Origin of the sequence: Mariprofundus sp. KV, from assembly GCF_013387475.1 — a bacterium.
Lineage (GTDB): Bacteria > Pseudomonadota > Zetaproteobacteria > Mariprofundales > Mariprofundaceae > Mariprofundus.
In genome coordinates, this window is sequence record NZ_VWNB01000001.1 from 93,070 (window position 1) to 114,495 (window position 21,426).

The window sequence follows — 21,426 nt, forward strand, 5'->3', positions numbered from 1 at the left end:
GCTCATGTATAACTCGTAACTCGCGATAGAGTAGAAGCTCAGTATCAACTCTTTTCCCTGCCGCCAGGAGGCCCTGCATTGAGCAACTTCAACATCAACCTGCATGAGCTTGTTTACAGCCTTTCAGATGCGCTGGATCTGGTCGGAGTGGTGCAGATTCATCACGGTAAACGCGTGGGATTCATGGCTGCTGAGTGCGGCAGGGAGATGGGACTGAAGGCCTCTACGCTCGACAGCCTGTTCCAGGCCGCCATTCTGCACGACTGCGGTGTATCCAACACCTCAGTACATGCCCGACTGGCCCAGTTTGAGTGGGAGAAGGTGCACGGCCATTGCGAGATTGGTGCCGCCCTGCTTGGCATCACGCCGCCGCTGGCCCACCTCTCGGATGTTATCCTGCATCACCATACCCACTGGGACAAACTCAAAGAGCTCAACCTTCCAGACGATGTAAAACTCATGGCCAACCTGATCTTCCTGGTTGATCGTGTTGATGTTCTCTCCCTGCATGCGCAGGTAAAAGATGCCAATATCCTGCTCGGCACCGATGCGATAAAAGAGAAGATCGTCGAAAACAGCGGTACGCTGTTCAATCCGGAACTGGTCAATGTTTTCCTGGAGGTTGCCGACTCCGAAGCCTTCTGGCTGTCACTGGAACGTGAGCATGTCGATGGTTACGTCTATGAGTGGATAGCCCACGAAACCACTCGCCCCATCCCGTTTGAAGATGTCAAAAGTCTGGTCAAGATTTTCTCCCATATCGTTGATGCAAAGAGCCCCTACACCTACGAACATTCGCAGGGTGTTGCCAATCTGTCGCAACACCTGGGTGAACTGTTTGAAGTTGCGGAACATAACTGTGATATGCTCTATCTGGCCGGCCTCTTACATGATATCGGCAAACTGAGAGTGCCTGATGATGTGCTGGAGAAATCAGGCAAACTCTCCAATGTTGAGTTTAAAACCATCCAGCGCCACAGCTTTGACACCTTCAATATCCTGAAGAAGATTCGCGGCTTTGACGATATCGCCCTCTGGGCAGGACAACATCACGAGCGGGTGGATGGTGGTGGCTACCCCTACCATGCCAAAGAGCACAGGCTATCCTTGGAGGCGCGCATCGTAGCTGTAGCCGATGTCTTTCAGGCGCTGGCTCAGGATCGCCCCTATCGCCCGGCTTTAACCCCGGCCGAGATCTACTCTATTCTCTCCAATGACTCCAACGTCGGCAAACTCGACGCGCGAGTTGTTGAGATGGTGGGGGAGCATCTGGAATCCTGCTGGCGCAAAGCCACACTGCAGGATCAGAAAGAGGCCGCTGCCGCTAAAGCCCACTGATCAGAGCTTCTTTCTCAATCTCATATTGGCGAGAAAATGACACATGCAGATTAAAACCAGCCCTTCTCTTTGAAGGAGAACACCTCTCTGCCAGCGATGAGAAAATGGTCGAGGAGTTTAATATCCAGTGCGGCGCACGCTTCTGATAACCGTTTGGTCAACTCGATATCTTCGCGGCTGGCATGCGTGGTGCCACCGGGATGGTTATGGAAGAGGATCAGCCCTTTGGCATCGAGCTCCAGCGCCCGTTTCATCAGATTGCGAGGAAATACTGCGGTGCGATCCACGGTGCCTTCAAAGAGTACCTGTGTGGCGATATGGCGGTGCTGCTGATCGGTGAAGATGGCGCCGAAACACTCCATGCCACGCCCCTGCACAAGAATACGCAGATGATCTTTTGCCCGTTCAGGGCGGTCGAACACCTTTTTGCCCGGCAGATCAGAGGCGAGATAGCGTAGCTCTGCCTGACGGATCAGCATCAGAAACAGTGCCCCCTTCTCACCCATGCCGGAGACCTGCGCCAGCTCGGCTACAGAAGCATCGAACACACCGGCCAGCGTGCCGAAAATATCCAGCAGCCGCTTGGCAATCGGTTTCACATCAACACGCGGAATAGCGTAGGTGAGCAGCAGCTCAAGCACCTCATAGTCATGAAAACCGTCAAAGCCATGGGCTGCAAAACGCGCTCTTAAACGTTGGCGATGGCCTCTGATCGTTGCGTCCATACTCTTATCAAAGCCGATCACCATCAACGCGTCAAACAGAGGCGATTGCCCTCCCTCCCGCCAGCACCTATGCTGTGACCATGCGACAGCTTCGCTCCCAGCTCATCGACCTGCTTGATCAGGCGCGCCAGCAGCACCGTATAGAGATCGTTCCAAAACGGCTTCTGGCTGTGCTGGTTAAGGATTTCCTCGCCCTGCTTCCCAAGGGTAAAAGCAAACGGGTGGCGCTCTCAGCACGCACCCTCACCCACGGCAATCTTCACCGCCATATATTCACCATCCGCTGCCCTGATCAGGCCTTCTACCTTGATGCCATCAAAGGGTATCTGCTCAAGTGCGACATCCAGCCTATAGGCCAGCAGACCATGGTTGCAAAAATGGAGTGTGATGATGAGTTCTGCTCCCTTGAACTGCGCAAACCGGACGCTCGGGATGAGGCGAACTTTATGTTTATCGCCCTGCACATCTCAGCCACGATCACGCCCGATATAGAGCCGTTGAAAAAAGATATTCAGGCGATTCTGCAGGCAGTTGATCTCTCGGTTCGTGATTACCAACCCATGCAGAAACTGGTGGCCCGGGCTGTAGCCGGATTGATGGCAGACGATAGTGACGGCGCATCGCTTCTCGACTGGATGAATGACGCCCACTTCCTCTATTTCGGCATTATTCACGACAACACGCGCTTCGGCGTGGCAAAAAAGAGTCGTGTGCTTGATCGCATCGCTCCGGGACTGCTCGATCAGATCAACACTACACAACCAGCGACAGAGATAGGTCTGCGCTGGCTCAGCCTGAGTGCCTGCGCCCAGTACCTCTATAGTGCGGCCAGCGTAGAGGTGGTGCGCGCCAGCTGGAGAGGGGCTAAAGGTGAGATGCAGCAGATTATACTTATCGGCCACTTCTCCCGCAGCGCTCGCTACGCCAATGCCAGCTACCTGCCGCTTCTGGCCCGCCACTGGCGTGAACTGGCCGGTGACACACTGCTGCAGCACTCGGCATTTTATCGTCGCGAAATTCGCACCCTGTTTGACCGCATGCCCAAGCGTATCCTTCTGGCCAGTAAGGGCAGCGACTGGCTGGAGCCCCTTAAGGAGATCATTGATCTGGCCGGCCCGATGCAGCTGGTCGCCCGTCTGATCCCTGTACTCGAGGGCAACAGCGATATCCTGATGATTACCGTCACAGCCAAACGCTTCGGCCCAACCGTCATGCAACATATGCTGCAGGCGCTCGCCGCTGCCGGGCAGATCACCCATGGCTATGACACATTCGGTATCGGCCCCCATCGCATCATCCTTATCGGCATTGATCGCAGCTCGCCAGCCATCCAGCAGAACAACCTCGAAGAGCTTATTCGCCACTGCATTATCTTTTGGAAAGATATCGCACGCGCCGAAGTGATGCGCCATTCCGACATTTTTGATATCCCGGCAACCCTGAATGAACTGGAACTGATTCCACCGCTCTATCAGGAACTCTTTCCACCAGCCCAGTTCACCCGTGACCTGCAGATGCGCGAACGCGTTCTGCAGAGCGGACGCACACGCGTTTATGTAACCCCGCGTGCCAAAGCGACAGGCGATGAGGTGGAGCTGCACATCTATTCACTCAAGCAACCTTCGCTGGGCACGCTTGTAGATACCATCCGCGCCTTTGGCCTGGACCCAATTCAGGAGGCGGTTGTCCCCTTTGGCAGAGATCCGGACTGCCTTGAAAACCCCGATGGCCGCTGTGGCTGCATTCATATCAGCTCACTCACCTGCCGCGCCCCCCGCCATCTGGACAAAGAGGATGCCCAGAGGCTGCGAAGGGGTCTGGCTCAGGCGCTTAATGATGAAGCCGACCACGATCCGATCAATGCGCTACTGATTACAGCCCGACTTGAGATCGATCAAATTGCTGTAGTGATTACACTGCGCAATCATCTGATTCAACTGATCCCCGATGCTGCAAAACTGCCGCTCTCGGATATGATTTTGCGCCACCCCGAGGTGACCGCCGCACTGCACAAACTCTTTGCAGCCCACCATCTGCCAGCCATGCCGGAGAGTTTTCTTGCCGAAGCCCGTGAGCTGTTCCACGAGGCGATGGGCAGCATCAGCAACCTCTCTGACGATCGCTGGTTCAGAGCATTGGCCGAACTTGTCGAAGCATCACTGCGCAGCAACGCCTTTATTCGCCAATTCGGTGAACCTGTCGGCATCAAGATTGACCCCGGCAAACTGAGCTATGCGCCGGAGCCCAAGCCCTATCGGGAGATCTTTGTTCACGGCGTCCATATCGAAGGTGTCCACCTGCGTGCCGGCCCCATTGCACGTGGTGGCCTGCGCCACTCTGACCGCCCATCCGATTTCCGCACCGAGGTACTGGAGCTGATGAGCACACAGGTGGTAAAAAATGGCCAGATCGTGCCCACCGGTTCCAAAGGAGGTTTTGTTGTGCGCGGCGGCACTGGCTCCTCGTTTGTACTGGATCAGTACCGCACCTTTATTGATACCCTGCTGGCACTGACCGACAATATGGACAGGGCAGTTACCGTTGCGGCAGAGGGGATTCGCATCGCCGCAAGTGATGCCAACGACCCCTACCTTGTGGTTGCTGCGGATAAAGGTACAGCCCGTTTTTCTGATGATGCCAATGCGCGTTCACTGCAGGCCGGTTTCTGGCTTGGTGATGCCTTTGCCAGTGGAGGCCGCTTTGGTTATGACCATAAGCAGGTAGGCATTACTGCGCGCGGAGCCTGGGTATGTGTGGCGCACCACTTCGGCAAACTCGGCATCGATGCATACAACGATCCGATCAGCTGTGTTGGCATTGGCGATATGGGTGGTGACGTATTTGGCAACGGCATGCTGTTAAACCCCAATCTGCGACTGATTGCCGCCTTTAATCACAGGCATATCTTCCTTGATCCTGAGCCGGATGCGACCGGAGCATTTGCCGAGAGGCAGCGCTTGTTTGAGCAGACGGGAGGCTGGGAGAGCTACAACCAGCAGCTGATCAGTCAGGGGGGTGGCGTTTTTGAGCGCAGTGCCAAATCGATCCCACTGGCCAGCAATATACGCAAACAGCTGATGTGTGAGGAGACAAGCCTCTCAGGCGAAGCACTGATCAGGGCCATTCTCTCTGCACCTGTTGACCTGCTCTATAACGGCGGTATCGGCACCTATATCAAAGCGGCCTCGGAGAGCCATGCTGATGTGCGCGATCCCGGCAACAATGCGGTACGCATCGATGCCACACAACTGCGTTGCAGGGTGATCAGTGAAGGGGGCAATCTCGGGCTGACCCAGAAAGCACGCATCGAATATGCAGTCGCTGGTGGCATCATCAATACCGATGCAATGGATAATGCAGCAGGTGTGGATATGTCTGACCATGAGGTGAATCTGAAGATTCTTCTCTCCCCGCAATCAGGAAACAAAATATCCTTTGATAAGCGCAACAGTCAGCTCAAGTCGCTGACTGAAGCGGTTACTGCCGACTGTCTGAATAACAACCTGCTGCAGTCGCGTGCCATCACGCTGGCCGAAGCGGCTGCAAGCCAGCACCCGCTTCGCCTGCGCAGGCTGCGTGACCATCTTACGCAGCAGGGCTGGCTGGGTGAAGCCGTTGCGCCGCGCATGCAGGAGGATGAGCTGCTGCATCTTCGTCCACAGCTCTCAGTGCTGCTGGGTCAGGAGAAGAACCGCATCCATGCCCGACTCAGCGCTGAATCATTCCATCAGCATGGTGCCTTTAACCAGCAGCTGCTCAACAGCTACTTCCCTGATGCCCTGCACAAACGCTTTGCTGCAAAATTTTCAGATCATCCTCTGGCCTCTGAGATCATTCACACCGTGGCGAGTAATCATATCGTCAACCATCTCGGCCTTGGTGCAGTTCACCATCTGGAGAGCATGGTCGATCACTCGGTGAGCCACATCGTTGAGGCACTGCTGATCAGTGAGGCACTTCTCGAGGTTAAACCACTTCGCGATGCGATATGGCTCAAGGTTACAGAGCCCGATCAGGCGATTGCTCTGCAGCAGCAACTGCAGGAGCAACTCTTCCACTTTGCTGAAGAGCTTCTGCGCCTCTGCCCGATTGACCGGCTTGATCAGGCGTGGCTGAAAAAACAGCGTAGTGGCCTGGCACGTTTCCGAGATAAATTGATGCTGGAGAAGAGAGCCGAACCTGATGTGGGCGGACTGGAGGCAGAGGGACTTGAGCAACTGACAGTTCTGCCTGAACTGGCTCATGCCGCCTGCGCACTGCATATCTCCTCAATGCATCAGATGCCACTAAACCGCTGCCTTGCAGCCAGCAGAGCCTGTATGCAGCTGCTGCCGATCAGAGCGATGGAGCGGCAGTTGCGTTCATCTGACTGGGGCTCTGCAGATGCCCACAGCCTGCGCCGGGAGTGGCTGCAACGGCTGGTTATCCTGAAAGAGAAAGCGATCTGCCAACTACTGGATGCGGGTGGCAGTCGTTATGATGCAACTGCAAAGGAGAGATGGCACCAGCACTCTGCCTGGGTAAAGGTTGAGCACCTGATGCGTAGTGAGGCTAGTGATACGAACCAGCCAGCTGAACCGCGTCGCGCCGAATCAAGGCGCATGCAACTACTGCTGGCATTGACCCGGTTAGAATCTATTATCGAAAGCTGAGACGGTAACAGGGACTGCTGCCCTGATAACGATTTTGAATGTGAATCAGACCTGTAGCAGATCAAATAACCGCATGAAGTTGAAGGGGCATGTTTACTTACAAGCCAAAGTAGCTAATCATCGGCTATGTTTCCGCTTTTGCTATGATAAGGTGGAGCATCACTTAACGGGAGGTGACCATGACTATAAAAACCGGCGTTGTATCAATGATCATCATTGCCATCTCCTGCATACTGGCAGGCTGCGCCTCAGATGAGCGGCAGGTAAACTATAAAGCTATTGGTGAAGAGACGTGTCGCGACCATGGCGGCCTTCTGCTCGTTGATCAGGCTGGAGAGACCACCGTTTACACCTGCAAGTCCGGTATGACTTACAAACTGAAAGAGCCCGACCTGCTGGTCTACTAACTATCCACGCTCGTTTAACCAGGTCAGGCAACAGTTTCTATATGATCAGAATGAGGAGTCGGGTTGCTTTAAAAACCGGAGCTCTTCAGGCGTGGACTCTCTTCCCAGAACGGCATTGCGATGCGGATAGCGGCCAAAGCGATCAATGATCATCTTATGCTTGAGTTCAAACTCAAGATTAAATTCGACACCCGGCTGATCAAACAGTTTGACTGCCTGACTATGAATCGCCATCGATTCACTATGCATATAGGGCATATAGAAGAAGGCCTTTTCAGGTGCATCAAACTCCTGATCCGCCCCGATGCGCACCGCCTCCTGTGCCAGCACCAGCGCCATACCATCGCAGGCAAAAGCTTCAGGGCGATCGCGCCAGATATTTCGTGAAAACTGATCGAGGATAATAACCTCAGCCAAACGCCCGTTCGCATCCTCACGCCACTGATAGAGTTTACCTGCTGCCGCATCACTGTGCAGCTCACCAAAGCGCTCCGCTATCTCGCGATCAAGGGCCTCATCTTTCACCCACCACTGACGTGGCTCAAGCTCTGCAAACCAGAACTGCAGAACATCCAGTGCATAGACGGAGTTCATGCGAATTCAGGCAGCAATTCTGCGGGAAACACCGGCCCGTCAACACAGACACGACGATATTTCTCTTCCCCATTCTCAACTGTTTTAACTACGCATCCGGCACAGCCCCCAATACCGCAGGCCATATGCTCTTCAAGGCTCAGGAAGGTCGGCAGATCAAACTCTCGCCCTACCCTTGCCACCGCATGCAGCATCGGATGCGGGCCGCAGGAGAGCAGCACACAACGCTTGCGTTCCTCATCACTGAGGGCGGCCAGATAATCACGTGCCAGATTAGGCACATGTCCCTCATAACAGCCATACAGCCCGGCATTGGAGGCCAGCCGCGACGGCACCTCCCGCTCCTCGAGTGAACGAATCGCCAGAATCGCGTTACCATTCACACCGGGCAGCAGCGTGGCTGATGGTTTCAGTGCGAACGGAAATTCGACTTCAGAACCTGCAAACACCACACAATCGCCACCCCTGCCGTATAGATGATCAGCAGCAAAGATCATCGGAGGAATACCGACACCGCCACCAATCAATATATAACGTTTTGAGGTGTCGGAAAGATCAAACGGTTCACCAATCGGGCCGAGCATCGGAATAGTGTCACCAACCTTTCGCTCCGAGAGCAGACGGGTGCCTTCACCAATCGCTTTATACAGAAGATCCACCGTACCACGTTCCGGATCAGTGAGCATGATCGAGATCGGCCGGCGCAGCGCCCGCTCATCAGAGACGCGCAGATGCACAAACTGACCAGGTTTGGCTTTGGCTGCAGTTTTGGGCGCTTTCACGCGCATCACAAACTGATCCCCGGGATGGGTGATATGGGCCAGCACCTCAGCCTGCTCTTCAAAAATTGTACCCTGATGATTAGCCACACACGTCCCCTTCTGCAAACACAATGCGACCCGCTTTGACGGTGTGAGTCACCAGCCCTGTCATCGTTTTACCATGCCAGGGTGTATTCTTTCCTTTTGATACCATCTTCTCACGATCCACCATCCAGGTTGCATCAGCATCAAAGATGGTGACGTCTGCCTCAGCACCGACAGAGAGTGTGCCTGCATCCAGCCCCAGCAAACGGGCCGGATTGCTTGTCATCTTGGCGATCAGTTCGGACATCGTCAGAACACCGGCGCGTACCAGATCAAGCGATACCGGCAGCATCGTCTCAAGACCGACAATACCGAACGCAGCACAGGAGAGGCCGCAACGTTTATCATCCTCGTGATGGGGCGCATGATCAGTGGCAATCACCTCGATGGTGCCATCCCGCAGCCCCTCGATCACCGCCAGACGATCAGCTTCCGTTCTCAGTGGCGGACTCATCTTGGCATCGACGTTGTAGCCCAGCACCTCCTCTTCGGTGAGTGCGAAGTGGTGTGGTGCCGCTTCAGTAGAGACCTTCAACCCTTCAGCACGAGCCTGGCGCACCATTGCTACGCCGCCCTGTGTGGAGATATGAGCCACGTGGTAACGGGCATCGGCCTTGCGGGCCAGCATAATGTCGCGGGCGATCATCGAATCCTCACCCTCTGCAGGCATACCGGAGACACCAAGCTGGGTAGAGATCCACCCCTCGTTAATGGCACCACCAGCGGTCAGCTGTTTCTCCTCGGCGTGCTGAATCACCATGAAACCGAAGCTTGAGGCATACTCCAGTGCCTTGCGCATCACACCGGCATGCCAGATCGGCAAGCCATCATCGGAGAATGCAACACAACCGCAGCGCGAAAGTTCGCGCATCTCGGTCAGCTCTTTACCTTCAAGGTTTTTGGTCACCGCACCGATCGGATGTACATTGCAGAGATTCACCTGTTTAGCTCGCGCAATGATCTGCAGAGCAATGCCTGCATGATCGATATGGGGGCCTGTATTGGGCATACAGCAGATCGAAGTGACACCACCGGCCACTGCCGCACGTGAGCCCGACTCAATATCCTCTTTCCACTCCTGACCCGGTTCGCGCAGGTGCACATGCATATCGATCAGCCCCGGGCAGACTATCTTCCCATCCGCATCGATCTCCCGCTCAGCCTCACCATCATAGGCGCCTATGGCGACAATCTTGCCATCTTTGATCCAGAGGTTGGCTACCCCGTCGACAGCGTTTGCCGGATCGATGATATGTCCATTTTTAATCAGCAGTGTGCCGCTCATATTAGTCTCCCCTGCGCCTGCATCGCCTCTTCGGAGAGCTGTTTTCTGCTACTGCCGCCCATCTTCTTCTCTTCCTCCTGACCACCGCAGAGTGCCGCCAGCACAGCCATACGAATGGCTACACCATGCTCCACCTGATCAAGAATATGACTTCTGGCTGAATCGGCGACATCAGTGGCAATCTCCACACCACGATTCATCGGGCCGGGATGCATGACGATACAGTCGGGGCCAGCGGCACGCAGTCGTTTACCATTCAGGCCGTAGGCCTCATGGTACTCGCGCACCGATGGAAAGGCGCAGTTGTCGGTCAGTCGCTCTGTCTGCACACGCAGCATGTACACCGCATCAGAGCCGGGCAGCGCCGCATCAAAATCGTGGAACACCTCACAGCCGTAACGCTCAATCTGGGATGGCAGCAATGTTTTCGGTGCCACAACCCGCATCGTATAACCCAGCTTTTTCGCGGCCAGAAGATGCGAGCGGGCAACACGTGAGTGGGCAATATCGCCAACAATGGTAATCACTTTTCCTGCTGGCGTTCCCCATGCCTGTTTCATAGTCAGCAGGTCGGTAAGGATCTGAGTCGGATGTTCATGAGCACCGTCACCGGCATTTACCAGTGCGGTATTGGGCAGGTAGTCGGCAAGAAATTCGCAGGTGCCGGCCAGCGAGTGGCGGATCACCAGCACATGCGGCTGCATCGCTGCCAGTGTCTGTCCGGTATCAAGCAGTGTCTCACCCTTCTTGGTGGCACTGGTTGAGGCGGAGATGTTGATGACATCGGCAGAGAGTCGTTTGCCGGCCAGCTCAAAGCTGGTGCGCGTGCGTGTTGAGTTCTCAAAGAAGAGATTGATGATGGTTTTACCACGCAGTGTCGGCGCCTTTTTCAGTGGTCTGCGGTTGATGTCGATAAAGGAGTCACCGAGGTTGACCAGATATTCAATCTGCTCCCTGTCGAGATCAGCAATGCCGAAGAGATGTTTTATTGGTCGCACTATTTCACCTGCCTCTGCTCAATGAGCCATTCTCCATCTGTTACCAGTTCAACATTGCAATCAGCCGGTGCCTCATGACTAAAGCCGAAACACTCAGCAGCAATCGGTAGCTGTCTGCCACCGCGATCCACCAGCACCGCCAGACGGATCGATGCCGGCCTGCCGTAATCAAAGATCTCATCCATCGCGGCGCGTATGGTGCGGCCCGAGTAGAGCACATCATCCACCAGCCAGATATCTTTGCCTGCAACATCAAAGGGAAGCTCACTGCGGCGCACCAGCGGATGCGGTGCAATGGTATCGAGATCATCACGGTAGAAGCTGATATCAAGATTACCGCGATTCACCCTTGTCCCGCTTGCTTCAAGACGCTGCTGGATGGCATCTGCCACATCGGCGCCACCACTGTGGATGCCGACCAGAAAGAGTTCAGGGGCCTGCATGGCATCAGCCATTCTGTTCAGTGCATCTTCAACAGCCTGCGGCGTGTAGAGGATCGAATCTGTCATGGTTTCAACTCCGGATGTGCCAGTAGAAAATCTTCCAGAATGACGGCTGCCGCCGTCTGGTCAATTTTCTCTTTCACCTTTTTCTCGTTTAAGCCTTGGGCATAAAGGCGCTCTTTGGCGGTCCAGGTGGAGAGCCGTTCATCCTGATAAACAACAGGCAATGCAGTTGTCCTCTGCAGCTGTTTAACGGCAGCGCGGGCATCTCTTGCCTGCACACCCTCCGTACCATCCATGTTTTTGGGCAGTCCGGCTACAATGCCTTTGCTGCCGTACTCGCGGATAAGTTTAAGCAGCTGCTGCGGCCACCCCTTATCATTACGATGCAGATAGGTGACGCCGCGGCAGGAGATGCCGAGACGATCACAAACAGCCACACCGATGCGCTTCATGCCGATATCAAGTGCAAGCAGTGGAAGTTGCAGGGGTTGGGTGGAATTTTCAGGTGAGGACTTTGAATGGGGCGATTCAGCTCCGGAATCGGGCTTCAAAGAATCAGTGGTTGAGCAGAATGCGGTCGTCATTAAATCCGAGATTCTGCAGCGTTTCGGTGCATGCGTCCACCATTGCACTCATGCCGGCAAGACAGGCAACTGCGTTGGTGCCATCCGGCGCATCGCTCTTCAGCGCATGCTGCACATAACCGATAGGGCCATCCCAACTGTCGTGTCCCAGCTCCAGCGTGATGGATACTTCTATATTATGGCGCGAGAGTTCAGCCAGCTCTTCAGTCAGAAGCTGGTGCATCTCAGAGAGAAATCCGGCGTAGATCGCCACCCTGCCGAAATCCTCCCGGTGGCGGATAATGCTGTGCCAGAGGCTACGAAGCGGCGCGATGCCGGTACCCACACCAATCAGATAGATATCACTGCCTTTGTAGGGGGCAAGATCAAACCCTTTGCCCATAGGTCCCTCCACCTCCAGCAGGGTGCCCGGCTCCACTTCACAGAGGTAGGCAGAGAGTGGCCCGGCATCCTTGATAAAGAACTCGTATCCATCCGGTTCATCGGGGCAGGAGGCAATGGCAAAATAGCCGGGGGCAGGATCATTTAATTTGGGGATACCAATGCGTACATATTGACCCGGGCGAAAGTTCCCCACCTGGCCGCGCAACGCTTCAAGCGAGAGGTGGATGACCGTATCCTGACAGTCTGGATCGGTCATACGGATATTCTCTTTCACCCGCATGCGATATGTAGAAGAGTACTGCACTTGAAAATGACCTCCGGTATCAGGAGGGCTATTGCAACGAAGGGGAGCCAAAGATGCAAGCATCAAAATGCATTGAACTGAAAATCCGGACGGATCTTATCTCAGAGGAGGCCTTTGAACTGTTGATCTCCTCACTGGGCGCACTCGGCTCAGCTGAAGAGACCGATGTGGATGCTGAATTAACCGATCGCATTGCATGGTTTGCCATTGCAGAGGATGAGGCGCAGACCAAAGCGGCCATAGCTGATGCTGTAATCCTACAGGGCATAAGCCGGGATAGCATCACAATGGCAACGCTGGAGCAGCAGAACTGGGAGACCGCCTGGCAGAAGGATTGGCAGTCGATGGATATCGGCAACAACCTCAGGGTGCGCCCCTCATTCTGCGAGGCCGCTGATGATGGCCGAATCGATATCGTACTTGATCCCGGCATGGCCTTTGGCACCGGCACCCACCCCACCACACAGCTCTGCCTGGAAGCGGTTGAGCGCATCTGTGCCGATAATCCCCCTGCTACACTGCTCGATATGGGGGCAGGCTCCGGCATTCTGGCCATTGCCGCATTGAAGCTGGGCGCAGGCTCTGCGCTGGCTATCGATATGGAACCGGAGTCGGTGGAGGCGTGTGAAACCAATGCTGCCATCAACGGTGTGACACTAGAAGCAAAGCTGGATGACACACCGCCTGCTGACCAGTTCGATCTGGTCGTTGCCAATATTCTCGCCGGACCGCTGGTCTGGATGGCCAAAGAGCTGGCCCCCTGTGTCGGTGAACGACTGGTTTTATCAGGCCTGCTAACCACGCAGGTCGATGATGTGGCTGAGGCCTACATCAAAGAGGGGCTTTGTGAAACACGACGAGATGCACAGGGCGACTGGGCCAGCGTGGAGTTTTCACCACGAAGTCAGTGAATCCAGTTACTGCTTGAGAGCAGCCAGCCCGTTCTTCAGACGCGCCAGTGACTCATCCTTGCCGAGCAGACCAAGGGTAAGATCAATCGGTGGCGAGACAGGACCACCGGCCACGAGGATACGGATCGGCTGAGCAAGTTTGCCCATGCCCACCCCTTCAGCTTCGCATACCTGGCCAATCAGCGCATGTGCAGCCTCACCGGAGAAATCATCCATCGCTTCGATACCGGCAATAAACTTCTCAACCAGCTCGGTGGTACCCTCTTTGAAGTTCTTGGCTACCGCCTTCTCATCATATGCGCTTGGTGCGGTATAGAAGAAACGTGCCCCTTCAGCCAGATCAACAAGATTCTTCGAGCGCTCCTGCAGTGATGCGATCACAGGCTCAAGATCCGGCCCTGCTGCGGTATCAACGGCCAGCAGACGCGCCACCTCAGCCACCAGATCGGCAGCCTCAGCTTCACGCATCCAGTGTCCGTTTAACCAATCCAGCTTCTGCTGATCAAAGCGGGAGGCCCCTTTGCCGACTGCCGCCAGATCGAAATACTCAATCAGCTGCTGGCGGGAGAAGACCTCCTCATCACCGTGTGACCAGCCAAGGCGCGCCAGATAGTTGTTCACCGCATGGGGCAGATAACCCTTCTCACGGTATTCGGTAATCGCTACTGCACCATGACGTTTGGACATCTTGGCACCGTCGGGGCCGTGAATCAGTGGAATATGGGCAAACTGTGGAATCGGCAAACCCAGCGCCTGATAAAGCTGAATCTGGCGCGGGGTGTTGTTCAGGTGATCAGAGCCGCGTACGACATGGGTAATACCCATTGCCGCATCATCAGCCACAACCGCCAGGTTATAGGTTGGCGTGCCATCGGTACGCAGCAGGATCAGATCATCCAGTTCAACGTTTGGGAAGGTTACCGTACCCAGCACCAGGTCATTGACGATGGTCTCCCCCTCGTCAGGAGAGCGGAAACGCACCACGAAAGGAGCCCCTTCAGGACGATCCGAGCGGTGACGGCAACGGCCATCATACATCGGCTTCTTGCCCGCCGTACGCTGCGCTTCGCGCATCTCATCGAGCTCCTCCTTGCTGCAGTAACAGCGGTAGGCGTGCCCCTCTTCGATCAACTGATCGACGGCAACGATATGCTCAGGTTGACGTTCAGCCTGAAAAACCGGCTCACCATCCCAATCCAGTCCTAACCATTTCAGGCCGTCCAGAATCACTGCCGTCGCCTCTTCGGTGGAACGCTCGCGATCGGTATCCTCAATGCGCAGCACAAACTCACCACCGTGATGGCGGGCATAGAGCCAGGCAAACAGGGCGGTGCGGGCACCACCGATATGCAGCATGCCTGTGGGCGATGGGGCGAAACGGGTACGAACTGTCATGGGATACTCCTGAACAACAATCTCTATCAATCGGGCGGCGCAGCATAACTGGAAGCAGGAGCTGTTTACAGGTTCCGATTTGCCAGCAGCCGATTGAGCGCGATAATTGCGCTTATCCCCAAGGCATGGAGAAGAGAATCATGAGCGACAAACAGCACGATCAGGAAAATCCCGTCAAACGTTATCTGGGTATCGCTCTGTTTCTCATCGGCTTCCTGATGCTCGGCATGGCCATCTCAGAATTCCTCAAGTAGGAGCTCTAGCGCCTCTTTGCAATCAGATGCAGATAGCGCCCCATCTGCAGATATGGCGGCTGCCGCGCATACTTCATCTCGATACGCACCACCTCTTCGACAGGCCGCGCCTCGCGCATCTTGCGATCCATATAGTCATAGACCACCCGCACACCGGCCCGGCTAAGCAGCTCAAAGTTCCACTCTTCCAACCAACCCTCGACCTCTTGCAGCGTTAACGGGTTATAGGGTGTCAAACCACCCTCTTCACCCTGCAGGTTATCACTCTCTGCCTTGCGCCAGTTGCCACGAATCAGATTGCGGAAGATCAGCGCATCACGGTTATAGAACATCAGCGAGAGATCACCGCCCGGTCTGATCAGGGTGAGCAGATGCTCCAATGTCTCTTTCGGCTCTGCCACCCACTCCAGCACAGCATGGAACAGCACCAGATCAAACTGCCCCAGCGCATCGGCAGACATCTCCTGTACCGGGCCATGCAGACATTCAACAGCCACGTCCGGCAGTTTTTCAGCAAACAGCGTGCGGGTCTGATCCACCATCTTCCCGGAAAGATCGGAGAGCACCAGCTCATGGCCGAGCTCGGCCAGCTTCAAACCCATCTGACCCAGACCGCAACCGGCATCAAGAATACGCAGCGGCTTGCCAGCCGTCAGTTGCGGCAGCGTCTGCAACAGATGTTGCCAGACAATCGCCAGCCGCACCTCACCCTTGGCACTACCGTAGATATTACGTGCAAAGCGTTCGGTCAGATCATCAAAATTTCGATCAGAGTGGATCATAGGTAGTCGCTCCCGATTCAGAGCGCCTATTATTTGGGCTTAGCAGTGATTAGCAAAGGAAACCTGCGCAGAGGGCAGCATAGATTCTGAAACGTTAAAACCGCCCGACAAAGTCTTTGGCAATATAGATGGTGGCATACCAGAGAATCAGCGAGAGTATAATCATGCGCAGCGGCCTGCCGATATCCCTGCCGATCTTTTTCATCGGATGTTTTTTTACCAGTCCGCGAATCAGTATGGCCAGCAACAACAGTGCAGCCACGCCGTAGGTCATATAAAAAATCAGCCAGAGATCTCTGCTCATCGCTGCAGCTTAAACGATACAGCGATGAATGCCATCCTCATCATCAAATGAAACATACGCGACGGAAGATGATGTGTAGAGTGCCACTCCCGTCTGCAACCATGCAGCACGACAGATGCAGGAGCGACAATATGACAGCGCAGGCCACCCGATCCGATGAGAGTGAACAGAGTGTTGAAGAGACGCCGATTCAGCGAGTCACCATTGAAGTGTTAAAAGCCAAAGGCAGCAGCCGCACACCGCGCAAAGCAACGCTCTGCATCATCCAGTCCGGTCAGTCTGAAAAATATGGCAGTGTACGTCTGGCCTGCACGCCGAATGGCAAAACATGGTACGTGGTAGCTGAACATCCCGGTGAAGGAGTAATAGCACCAGCGCCACTCAGGCATGAGAGGGAGGCGTACAATATGTTCAGCATTCTCTGCGAAGCGAAATAACCCTTTTTCTTGTATCCATTCCTCTTGTAACCCGACGTCACATAATACAGACTGGTTCGCGGAAGAGGAGGCAATCACATGACTGAGGGTCTGTGCCTGCGCATTTATTTAACTGAATCGTCCAGAATCGATGGCAAACCGGCAACGGAAGCCATTCTTTCCCTGTGCAAAAACGCAGGACTGCGCGGTGTTTCGGTGCTGCGCGGCATTGAAGGTCTGGGTGAGCACGGCATTCGTTCCACCTCATTTCTCGATCTCTCCGCCGATCTTCCCATTCTTGTAGAAGCCATTGATACAACCGATAAAATCAATCAGGCATTAGAACAAATGAAATCACATCTGGGACAGTGCATGGTCGCCACCTGGCCGGTAGCACTGATGCGCTATGGAGAAAATGATGGAAATGATTGAGATGTTAAGAAAGGTACCGCTATTTGCCGAGCTCGATGAGGATGAGTTGAGAGCGGTCACATCACTTGCCAACAGTCTTGATATACCCAAGAAAAACATCGTCTTTCAGGAGTTCGATCTCGGCGACTCGATGTATGTGATACTTAAAGGGGAGGTAAAAATCTCCACCTACTCTGCCGAAGGTCGTGAAGTGGTTCTGGCCCTGCTTGAGAGAGGTTCATTTTTCGGTGAACTCTCACTGCTGGATGAGGAGCCGCGATCAGCCACTGTCACCACCATGGAGGACTCCAAGTTCGCTCATATCCGCAGGCGTGACCTGACCTCTCTGCTGCTTGAGCAGCCGGCCATTACACTGAAAATCCTTAAAGAACTGGCATCACGCCTGCGCCGCACCAGCCGTGTGCTTGAGCGCATCAGCAGCATGGATGTGCCGCATCGCCTCTACGCCTATCTGGTGGATCACTGTAAACGATTCAGTCAGCCGGATGAGGATGACTGCTACTCCACCATCCTGCCCACCCATCAACTGCTGGCCGACCAGCTCTCAACCAGCCGTGAAACCATCTCTCGTGCCATCAGTCAGCTGAAAAAAGATGGTCTGCTTGTTCAGGGCGAAGGACGCGGAAAAATGCGTGTTGATGTTGATGCACTGGAAGATCGACTGGACGATTTTTAAAATATTTTTTTACCACAAAGGACACGAAGGACGCTGAGAAAGAAACAGAAATATCACGGGTTCCTGAATTTTGTCTGCTCAGCCGCGTAAGGGACAGATTGTACTCCTATTAATTCTTACTTCGTATACTCTGTTTATCTCTTCGCCCGCCGGGCAGATTCACCTTATGCTTTCGTAGTGAAAAGCTTTTTCAGAGAGAGAGTTTAACTTTCAGGCCACTGGCTTCGATTCTTGCCGCCACCATCTCCATCCAGCCCGCATCAAGCGGCTTCAGATGTTTTGCCTCAGCCTGTAGTGATGGGCGTGCCAGACCGTAAAGCAGCACACCACAGAGAGGAACACCATCACGCTGCAGCTGCGCAAGAAACTCGATATAACGTTGCATCTCCGCCTCGGCTGGCGGTTGCTCATCCCAGGCCATCAGACAGGTTTGAATCCATGTCGGGCAGAGCAGCGCCACCGCCTCGACCTGTTTGCGCAGGCGTGCCGCATCGAGTTTGATGCCATTGATACGCAGAATAGCCTCACTACTGACAGCATCGACTTTAACCCACACCTCACCATTGCAAGCTGCCATCAATCTTAAACCGCGCTGCACATCTGCCTTGTGCAGATAGGAGCCGTTACTGATCAGGCGCAGTGGCACGGAAAGGGAGAACTCGGACATCACCGCGAGAATCACCTCGACCACGGCATCAAAGGCCCGGCAACTGGTCGGCTCACCATTGCCTGAAATGGCAATATCACAGAGCTGGCGACTGCCTTCAGCCACTCGCTGAAGCATAAAATCACCGTTAAGTATCTCATCGAGTAGCGTAGATAGCTCTCTGCGCAATAGCTCCAGATCAATCTCGGGTGCTACGCCGCGCTTAAGACCGGGCACCTGGCAGTAGGTACAGTGCCAGTTGCAGGCGTTATTGGGGTTGAGGTTGATGCCAACCGAGACGCCACCGGCCCGGCGTGAGATGACCGGATAGACGTAGCGCATACCGACCGCATCGCGATCATGATTGCGACTGTGAAGTTGACTGCTCACAGATAAATAATCAGGCGTAGGTATCGAGCAACAGACCACCGGCAGCAGGCAGAGGAGCACCACCTTTCTGGTTATAGGTTAGAGGCTGTTGCTGCTGTTGTTGCTGAAGGAGTTGCATCATATCAGCAGTGCGGGAGGGCATGCCGCGAAACATCTGACCTGAGCGGGTCGTGATTGCAGGCTCTTTTACAGCCTGGGCATCGATAATCAGACTGTTATTGAATGGCGCAGACTGAGACTGCGGTGGAATAGCAACCGCAGGCGGGGAGGTATCAACCCGGAACATAAGACCTAAGGTAACAGCCATCGGAACAGCCTACTCCCGGCCGCTATTTTGAGTCAAACAGCGTACAGGCAGAGGTCATCGCAGCGGTGACACGACTCAGCTGTGCAGATGAGATAACAAAGGGTGGCATGGTATAGATCAGTTTGCCGAACGGCCGCAGCCAGACACCCCGCTCTATCAGTGAGACCTGCACCGACGGCACATCCACTGCATCCTGCATCTCGATCACACCGATTGCCCCTTTAATGCGCACATCGGCCACACCCGGCAGCTCTCGACAGCCAGCAAGCTCCGCCTCCAACTGTGCCTCAATAGCCGCCACACGCTGCTGCCAGGGCGAGGCCAGCAGCAGATCGAGACTGGCATTGGCCACGGCACAGGCCAGTGGATTGGCCATAAAGGTTGGCCCGTGCATCAGCACCCCTGAGCCATCGCTGTGAATGCCCTCACACACCTTTGCCGAGCAGAGCGTGGCTGCCAGACTCATATAACCGCCGGTCAACGCTTTACCGACACACATAATATCAGGATGAACTCCCGCCTGTTCAGAAGCGAACATGGTGCCGGTACGTCCGAACCCCGTAGCAATCTCATCAAGGATCAGCAGCAGATCGTACTCATCACAGAGCCTGCGCACCTGCCTCAAGAATTCAGGGGCATAGAAACGCATACCACCGGCGCCCTGCACAATCGGTTCAAGTATCACCGCCGCCAGCTCATGATGATGGGTTCTGATTCTCGACTGCAGTGATGCCAGCTGCGCAACATCCCACTGCGCATCACTGCCGGCTGTGGGTGCTTCGGCAAACAGCTGCTGGGCCAGCACACCGGAGAAGAGATGATGCATACCCGACTCAGGGTCGCAGACACTCATCGCACCGAAGGTGTCACCATGATAGCCGTTGCGAATGGTCAGCAGCCGCTGTTTTTCAGGCGAACCCTTAGCCTGCCAGTACTGCAGCGCCATCTTGATCGCTACCTCTACCGATACCGAACCGGAATCGGCAAAGAAGATATGGGCCATATTCTCAGGTGCAATCTCGAGAAGCTTACTGGCCAGATCGGCGGCTGGCCGGTGAGTCAAACCACCGAACATCACATGCGCCATCTGTTGCAGCTGCTGCTCTGCCGCACGATTGAGCTCCGGCACGTTATAACCGTGGATGGCAGACCACCACGAAGACATACCATCGATGACAGATCTGCCATCCTCAAACTCCAGCTCAACACCGGCTGCCCGCATGACCGGATAGACCTGTGCCGGATTGATCATCGAAGCGTAGGGGTGCCAGACATGCTGACGCTCAAATGCCAGCCACTCCTCTTGCTGCTTCATGGCTGCAGTCGTCCCGCTGCAACCAGATCAAGGGTCAGGCGCTCAATCACTACCGGACGATCTTCAATGGTCGCACCTTTCACCAGCTTCTCTGCACGGATGATGCGCTGCACGGCAAGTGCGAGTTCACTGCCCTTCCAGGCCCGCGACTCATCAGGAACCTTGCTGCGGGCATCGCCAAATACCTTGGCCGCCATAAGTGCATTGCGATCCCGTTGCGACTGATACCAGCGGTACATCAGCAACTGCTGCATACGTGTCCCCAGCCAGGAGATCATCTGCACTTCAGCCACCTGCTGCTCTTTCAACAGTTGCCGCACCAGCCTCAATGCCTCAGGGCTACGCATCGCCACGGCATGACACCACTCCTCCAGTGCCCCCGGCGCACGCTCACCGAGCAGCTCTGCCACCACATCCAGTCCGAGTTCACGCCCCTCGCCGCTATCGTACCAGCTCAGGCGCTGAATCATCTGCCTGGCTGCCAGACGCATCCCGGAGAGCCGCTCACTCATCCAGACAACCGCATCCGGTGCTACCTTGAGGCCACTCTTTCTGATCTCAGCCTCCAGCCAGCGTGCAAAAGCAGCCTCATCGGGGCGACTGAATTCGCACTCGGCAACCGCCTTTTCAGCCTTCATCTTTTTATGCATGGCTTTTTTCCAGTCGACACCCGGTGCGCAGATGATCAGTCGATTCGTTGTAGAAACGGATGTGGCAAGCTTAAGCAGATGTTCACTCTGTTTGGGGTTGGCTGACTGGGCATTACGCACCAGAGCAAAGCAGACCGAGGAGCCGAACAGTCCTCTGTTTCGGGATTCACTCTCCACCCGTGCCAACTCATTGATATCAACGCGGATGCGCACAGCATCCTCAGCCCCTTCAGCCAGCAGCGCTTCGGCCGCCTCAAAGATGGCATCCTCATCCTCGCCGTGCAGGTAGTAAGCGTTACATTCAGCCGGCAACAACCGGGCCGGGCTCAGGCGCACGGGAGATTCACCGCTTTAACCTGCATGTT

General features: G+C 55.0%; 22 protein-coding genes. 7 read left to right on the forward strand and 15 right to left on the reverse strand.

Annotated features, from left to right (window positions below; genetic code table 11):
* The first annotated feature begins 78 nt into the window (after positions 1-78).
* Positions 79-1,338 carry an HD domain-containing phosphohydrolase gene (locus F3F93_RS00575; protein ID WP_176957215.1) on the forward strand — a complete coding sequence of 420 codons (1,260 nt, stop codon included), beginning with the start codon at positions 79-81 and terminating at the stop codon, positions 1,336-1,338.
* A gap of 50 nt (positions 1,339-1,388) precedes the next feature.
* Here the strand turns inward: F3F93_RS00575 and radC are convergent, their stop codons facing one another.
* Positions 1,389-2,063, reverse strand: coding sequence for a DNA repair protein RadC (radC, locus tag F3F93_RS00580; RefSeq protein ID WP_241696866.1), 675 nt, complete (start codon positions 2,061-2,063; stop codon positions 1,389-1,391).
* An 80-nt stretch (positions 2,064-2,143) separates the two neighbouring features.
* Here radC and F3F93_RS00585 point away from each other — a divergent pair, with 80 nt between their 5' ends.
* The gene (locus tag F3F93_RS00585; protein WP_176957216.1) at positions 2,144-6,715 is read left to right on the forward strand and encodes an NAD-glutamate dehydrogenase domain-containing protein; all 4,572 of its coding nucleotides are present in this window, start codon (positions 2,144-2,146) and stop codon (positions 6,713-6,715) included.
* A gap of 179 nt (positions 6,716-6,894) precedes the next feature.
* The gene (locus F3F93_RS00590) at positions 6,895-7,122 is read left to right on the forward strand and encodes a hypothetical protein (protein ID WP_176957217.1); all 228 of its coding nucleotides are present in this window, start codon (positions 6,895-6,897) and stop codon (positions 7,120-7,122) included.
* 45 nt (positions 7,123-7,167) lie between these two features.
* Here F3F93_RS00590 and F3F93_RS00595 read toward each other — a convergent pair whose 3' ends face one another.
* The 7 genes from F3F93_RS00595 to F3F93_RS00625 form a co-directional block, all read right to left on the reverse strand.
* On the reverse strand, positions 7,168-7,716 hold the full coding sequence (locus F3F93_RS00595; protein ID WP_176957218.1) for a DUF924 family protein: 549 nt from the start codon (positions 7,714-7,716) through the stop codon (positions 7,168-7,170).
* Entirely contained in the window at positions 7,713-8,585 is an 873-nt protein-coding gene (locus F3F93_RS00600; protein ID WP_176957219.1) for an FAD-binding oxidoreductase, read from the reverse strand. Before F3F93_RS00600 ends, F3F93_RS00595 begins: the two co-directional genes overlap by 4 nt.
* Positions 8,578-9,867 (reverse strand): dihydroorotase, encoded by a 1,290-nt coding sequence (locus F3F93_RS00605; protein ID WP_176957220.1) that lies wholly within the window; start codon positions 9,865-9,867, stop codon positions 8,578-8,580. Before F3F93_RS00605 ends, F3F93_RS00600 begins: the two co-directional genes overlap by 8 nt.
* Positions 9,864-10,865, reverse strand: a complete 1,002-nt coding sequence (locus F3F93_RS00610; RefSeq protein ID WP_176957221.1) for an aspartate carbamoyltransferase catalytic subunit — start codon at positions 10,863-10,865, stop codon at positions 9,864-9,866. Before F3F93_RS00610 ends, F3F93_RS00605 begins: the two co-directional genes overlap by 4 nt.
* Positions 10,865-11,374: a bifunctional pyr operon transcriptional regulator/uracil phosphoribosyltransferase PyrR gene (gene pyrR / locus F3F93_RS00615; protein WP_176957222.1), complete on the reverse strand. Its 510-nt coding sequence runs from the start codon at positions 11,372-11,374 to the stop codon at positions 10,865-10,867. Before pyrR ends, F3F93_RS00610 begins: the two co-directional genes overlap by 1 nt.
* Positions 11,371-11,796, reverse strand: a complete 426-nt coding sequence (gene ruvX / locus F3F93_RS00620) for a Holliday junction resolvase RuvX (RefSeq protein ID WP_347239160.1) — start codon at positions 11,794-11,796, stop codon at positions 11,371-11,373. Before ruvX ends, pyrR begins: the two co-directional genes overlap by 4 nt.
* A 70-nt stretch (positions 11,797-11,866) precedes the next feature.
* Positions 11,867-12,535, reverse strand: coding sequence for a hydrogenase (locus tag F3F93_RS00625; protein WP_241696868.1), 669 nt, complete (start codon positions 12,533-12,535; stop codon positions 11,867-11,869).
* 101 nt (positions 12,536-12,636) lie between these two features.
* Here F3F93_RS00625 and F3F93_RS00630 point away from each other — a divergent pair, with 101 nt between their 5' ends.
* Positions 12,637-13,494, forward strand: a complete 858-nt coding sequence (locus tag F3F93_RS00630; protein WP_176957224.1) for a 50S ribosomal protein L11 methyltransferase — start codon at positions 12,637-12,639, stop codon at positions 13,492-13,494.
* 6 nt (positions 13,495-13,500) lie between these two features.
* Here the strand turns inward: F3F93_RS00630 and gltX are convergent, their stop codons facing one another.
* The 3 genes from gltX to F3F93_RS00645 form a co-directional block, all read right to left on the reverse strand.
* On the reverse strand, positions 13,501-14,889 hold the full coding sequence (gene gltX / locus F3F93_RS00635) for a glutamate--tRNA ligase (protein ID WP_176957225.1): 1,389 nt from the start codon (positions 14,887-14,889) through the stop codon (positions 13,501-13,503).
* Positions 14,890-15,148: 259 nt separating this feature from the next.
* Complete coding sequence (locus tag F3F93_RS00640; RefSeq protein WP_176957226.1) at positions 15,149-15,925, reverse strand: methyltransferase domain-containing protein; 777 nt, start codon at positions 15,923-15,925, stop codon at positions 15,149-15,151.
* A gap of 94 nt (positions 15,926-16,019) precedes the next feature.
* Positions 16,020-16,229, reverse strand: a complete 210-nt coding sequence (locus F3F93_RS00645) for a hypothetical protein (protein WP_176957227.1) — start codon at positions 16,227-16,229, stop codon at positions 16,020-16,022.
* 131 nt (positions 16,230-16,360) lie between these two features.
* Between F3F93_RS00645 and F3F93_RS00650 the strand changes: the two genes are divergently transcribed.
* From F3F93_RS00650 to F3F93_RS00660, 3 genes are all read left to right on the forward strand, one after another.
* Entirely contained in the window at positions 16,361-16,666 is a 306-nt protein-coding gene (locus F3F93_RS00650; protein ID WP_176957228.1) for a hypothetical protein, read from the forward strand.
* 78 nt (positions 16,667-16,744) lie between these two features.
* Positions 16,745-17,077, forward strand: coding sequence for a DUF190 domain-containing protein (locus tag F3F93_RS00655; RefSeq protein WP_176957229.1), 333 nt, complete (start codon positions 16,745-16,747; stop codon positions 17,075-17,077).
* Entirely contained in the window at positions 17,064-17,753 is a 690-nt protein-coding gene (locus F3F93_RS00660) for a Crp/Fnr family transcriptional regulator (protein WP_241696869.1), read from the forward strand. The genes F3F93_RS00655 and F3F93_RS00660 overlap by 14 nt, the downstream gene beginning before the upstream one ends.
* A gap of 190 nt (positions 17,754-17,943) precedes the next feature.
* Here the strand turns inward: F3F93_RS00660 and F3F93_RS00665 are convergent, their stop codons facing one another.
* Genes F3F93_RS00665 through holA form a run of 4 tightly spaced genes read right to left on the reverse strand, consistent with a single transcriptional unit; the run spans position 17,944 to position 21,397 of the window.
* Positions 17,944-18,789 carry a radical SAM protein gene (locus tag F3F93_RS00665; RefSeq protein WP_176957230.1) on the reverse strand — a complete coding sequence of 282 codons (846 nt, stop codon included), beginning with the start codon at positions 18,787-18,789 and terminating at the stop codon, positions 17,944-17,946.
* Positions 18,790-18,799: 10 nt separating this feature from the next.
* Positions 18,800-19,096: a hypothetical protein gene (locus F3F93_RS00670; RefSeq protein ID WP_176957231.1), complete on the reverse strand. Its 297-nt coding sequence runs from the start codon at positions 19,094-19,096 to the stop codon at positions 18,800-18,802.
* A gap of 22 nt (positions 19,097-19,118) precedes the next feature.
* Positions 19,119-20,411, reverse strand: coding sequence for an adenosylmethionine--8-amino-7-oxononanoate transaminase (gene bioA, locus F3F93_RS00675; protein ID WP_176957232.1), 1,293 nt, complete (start codon positions 20,409-20,411; stop codon positions 19,119-19,121).
* Positions 20,408-21,397, reverse strand: a complete 990-nt coding sequence (holA, locus tag F3F93_RS00680; RefSeq protein WP_176957233.1) for a DNA polymerase III subunit delta — start codon at positions 21,395-21,397, stop codon at positions 20,408-20,410. The genes bioA and holA overlap by 4 nt, the downstream gene beginning before the upstream one ends.
* Between the last annotated feature and the right edge of the window lie 29 nt (positions 21,398-21,426).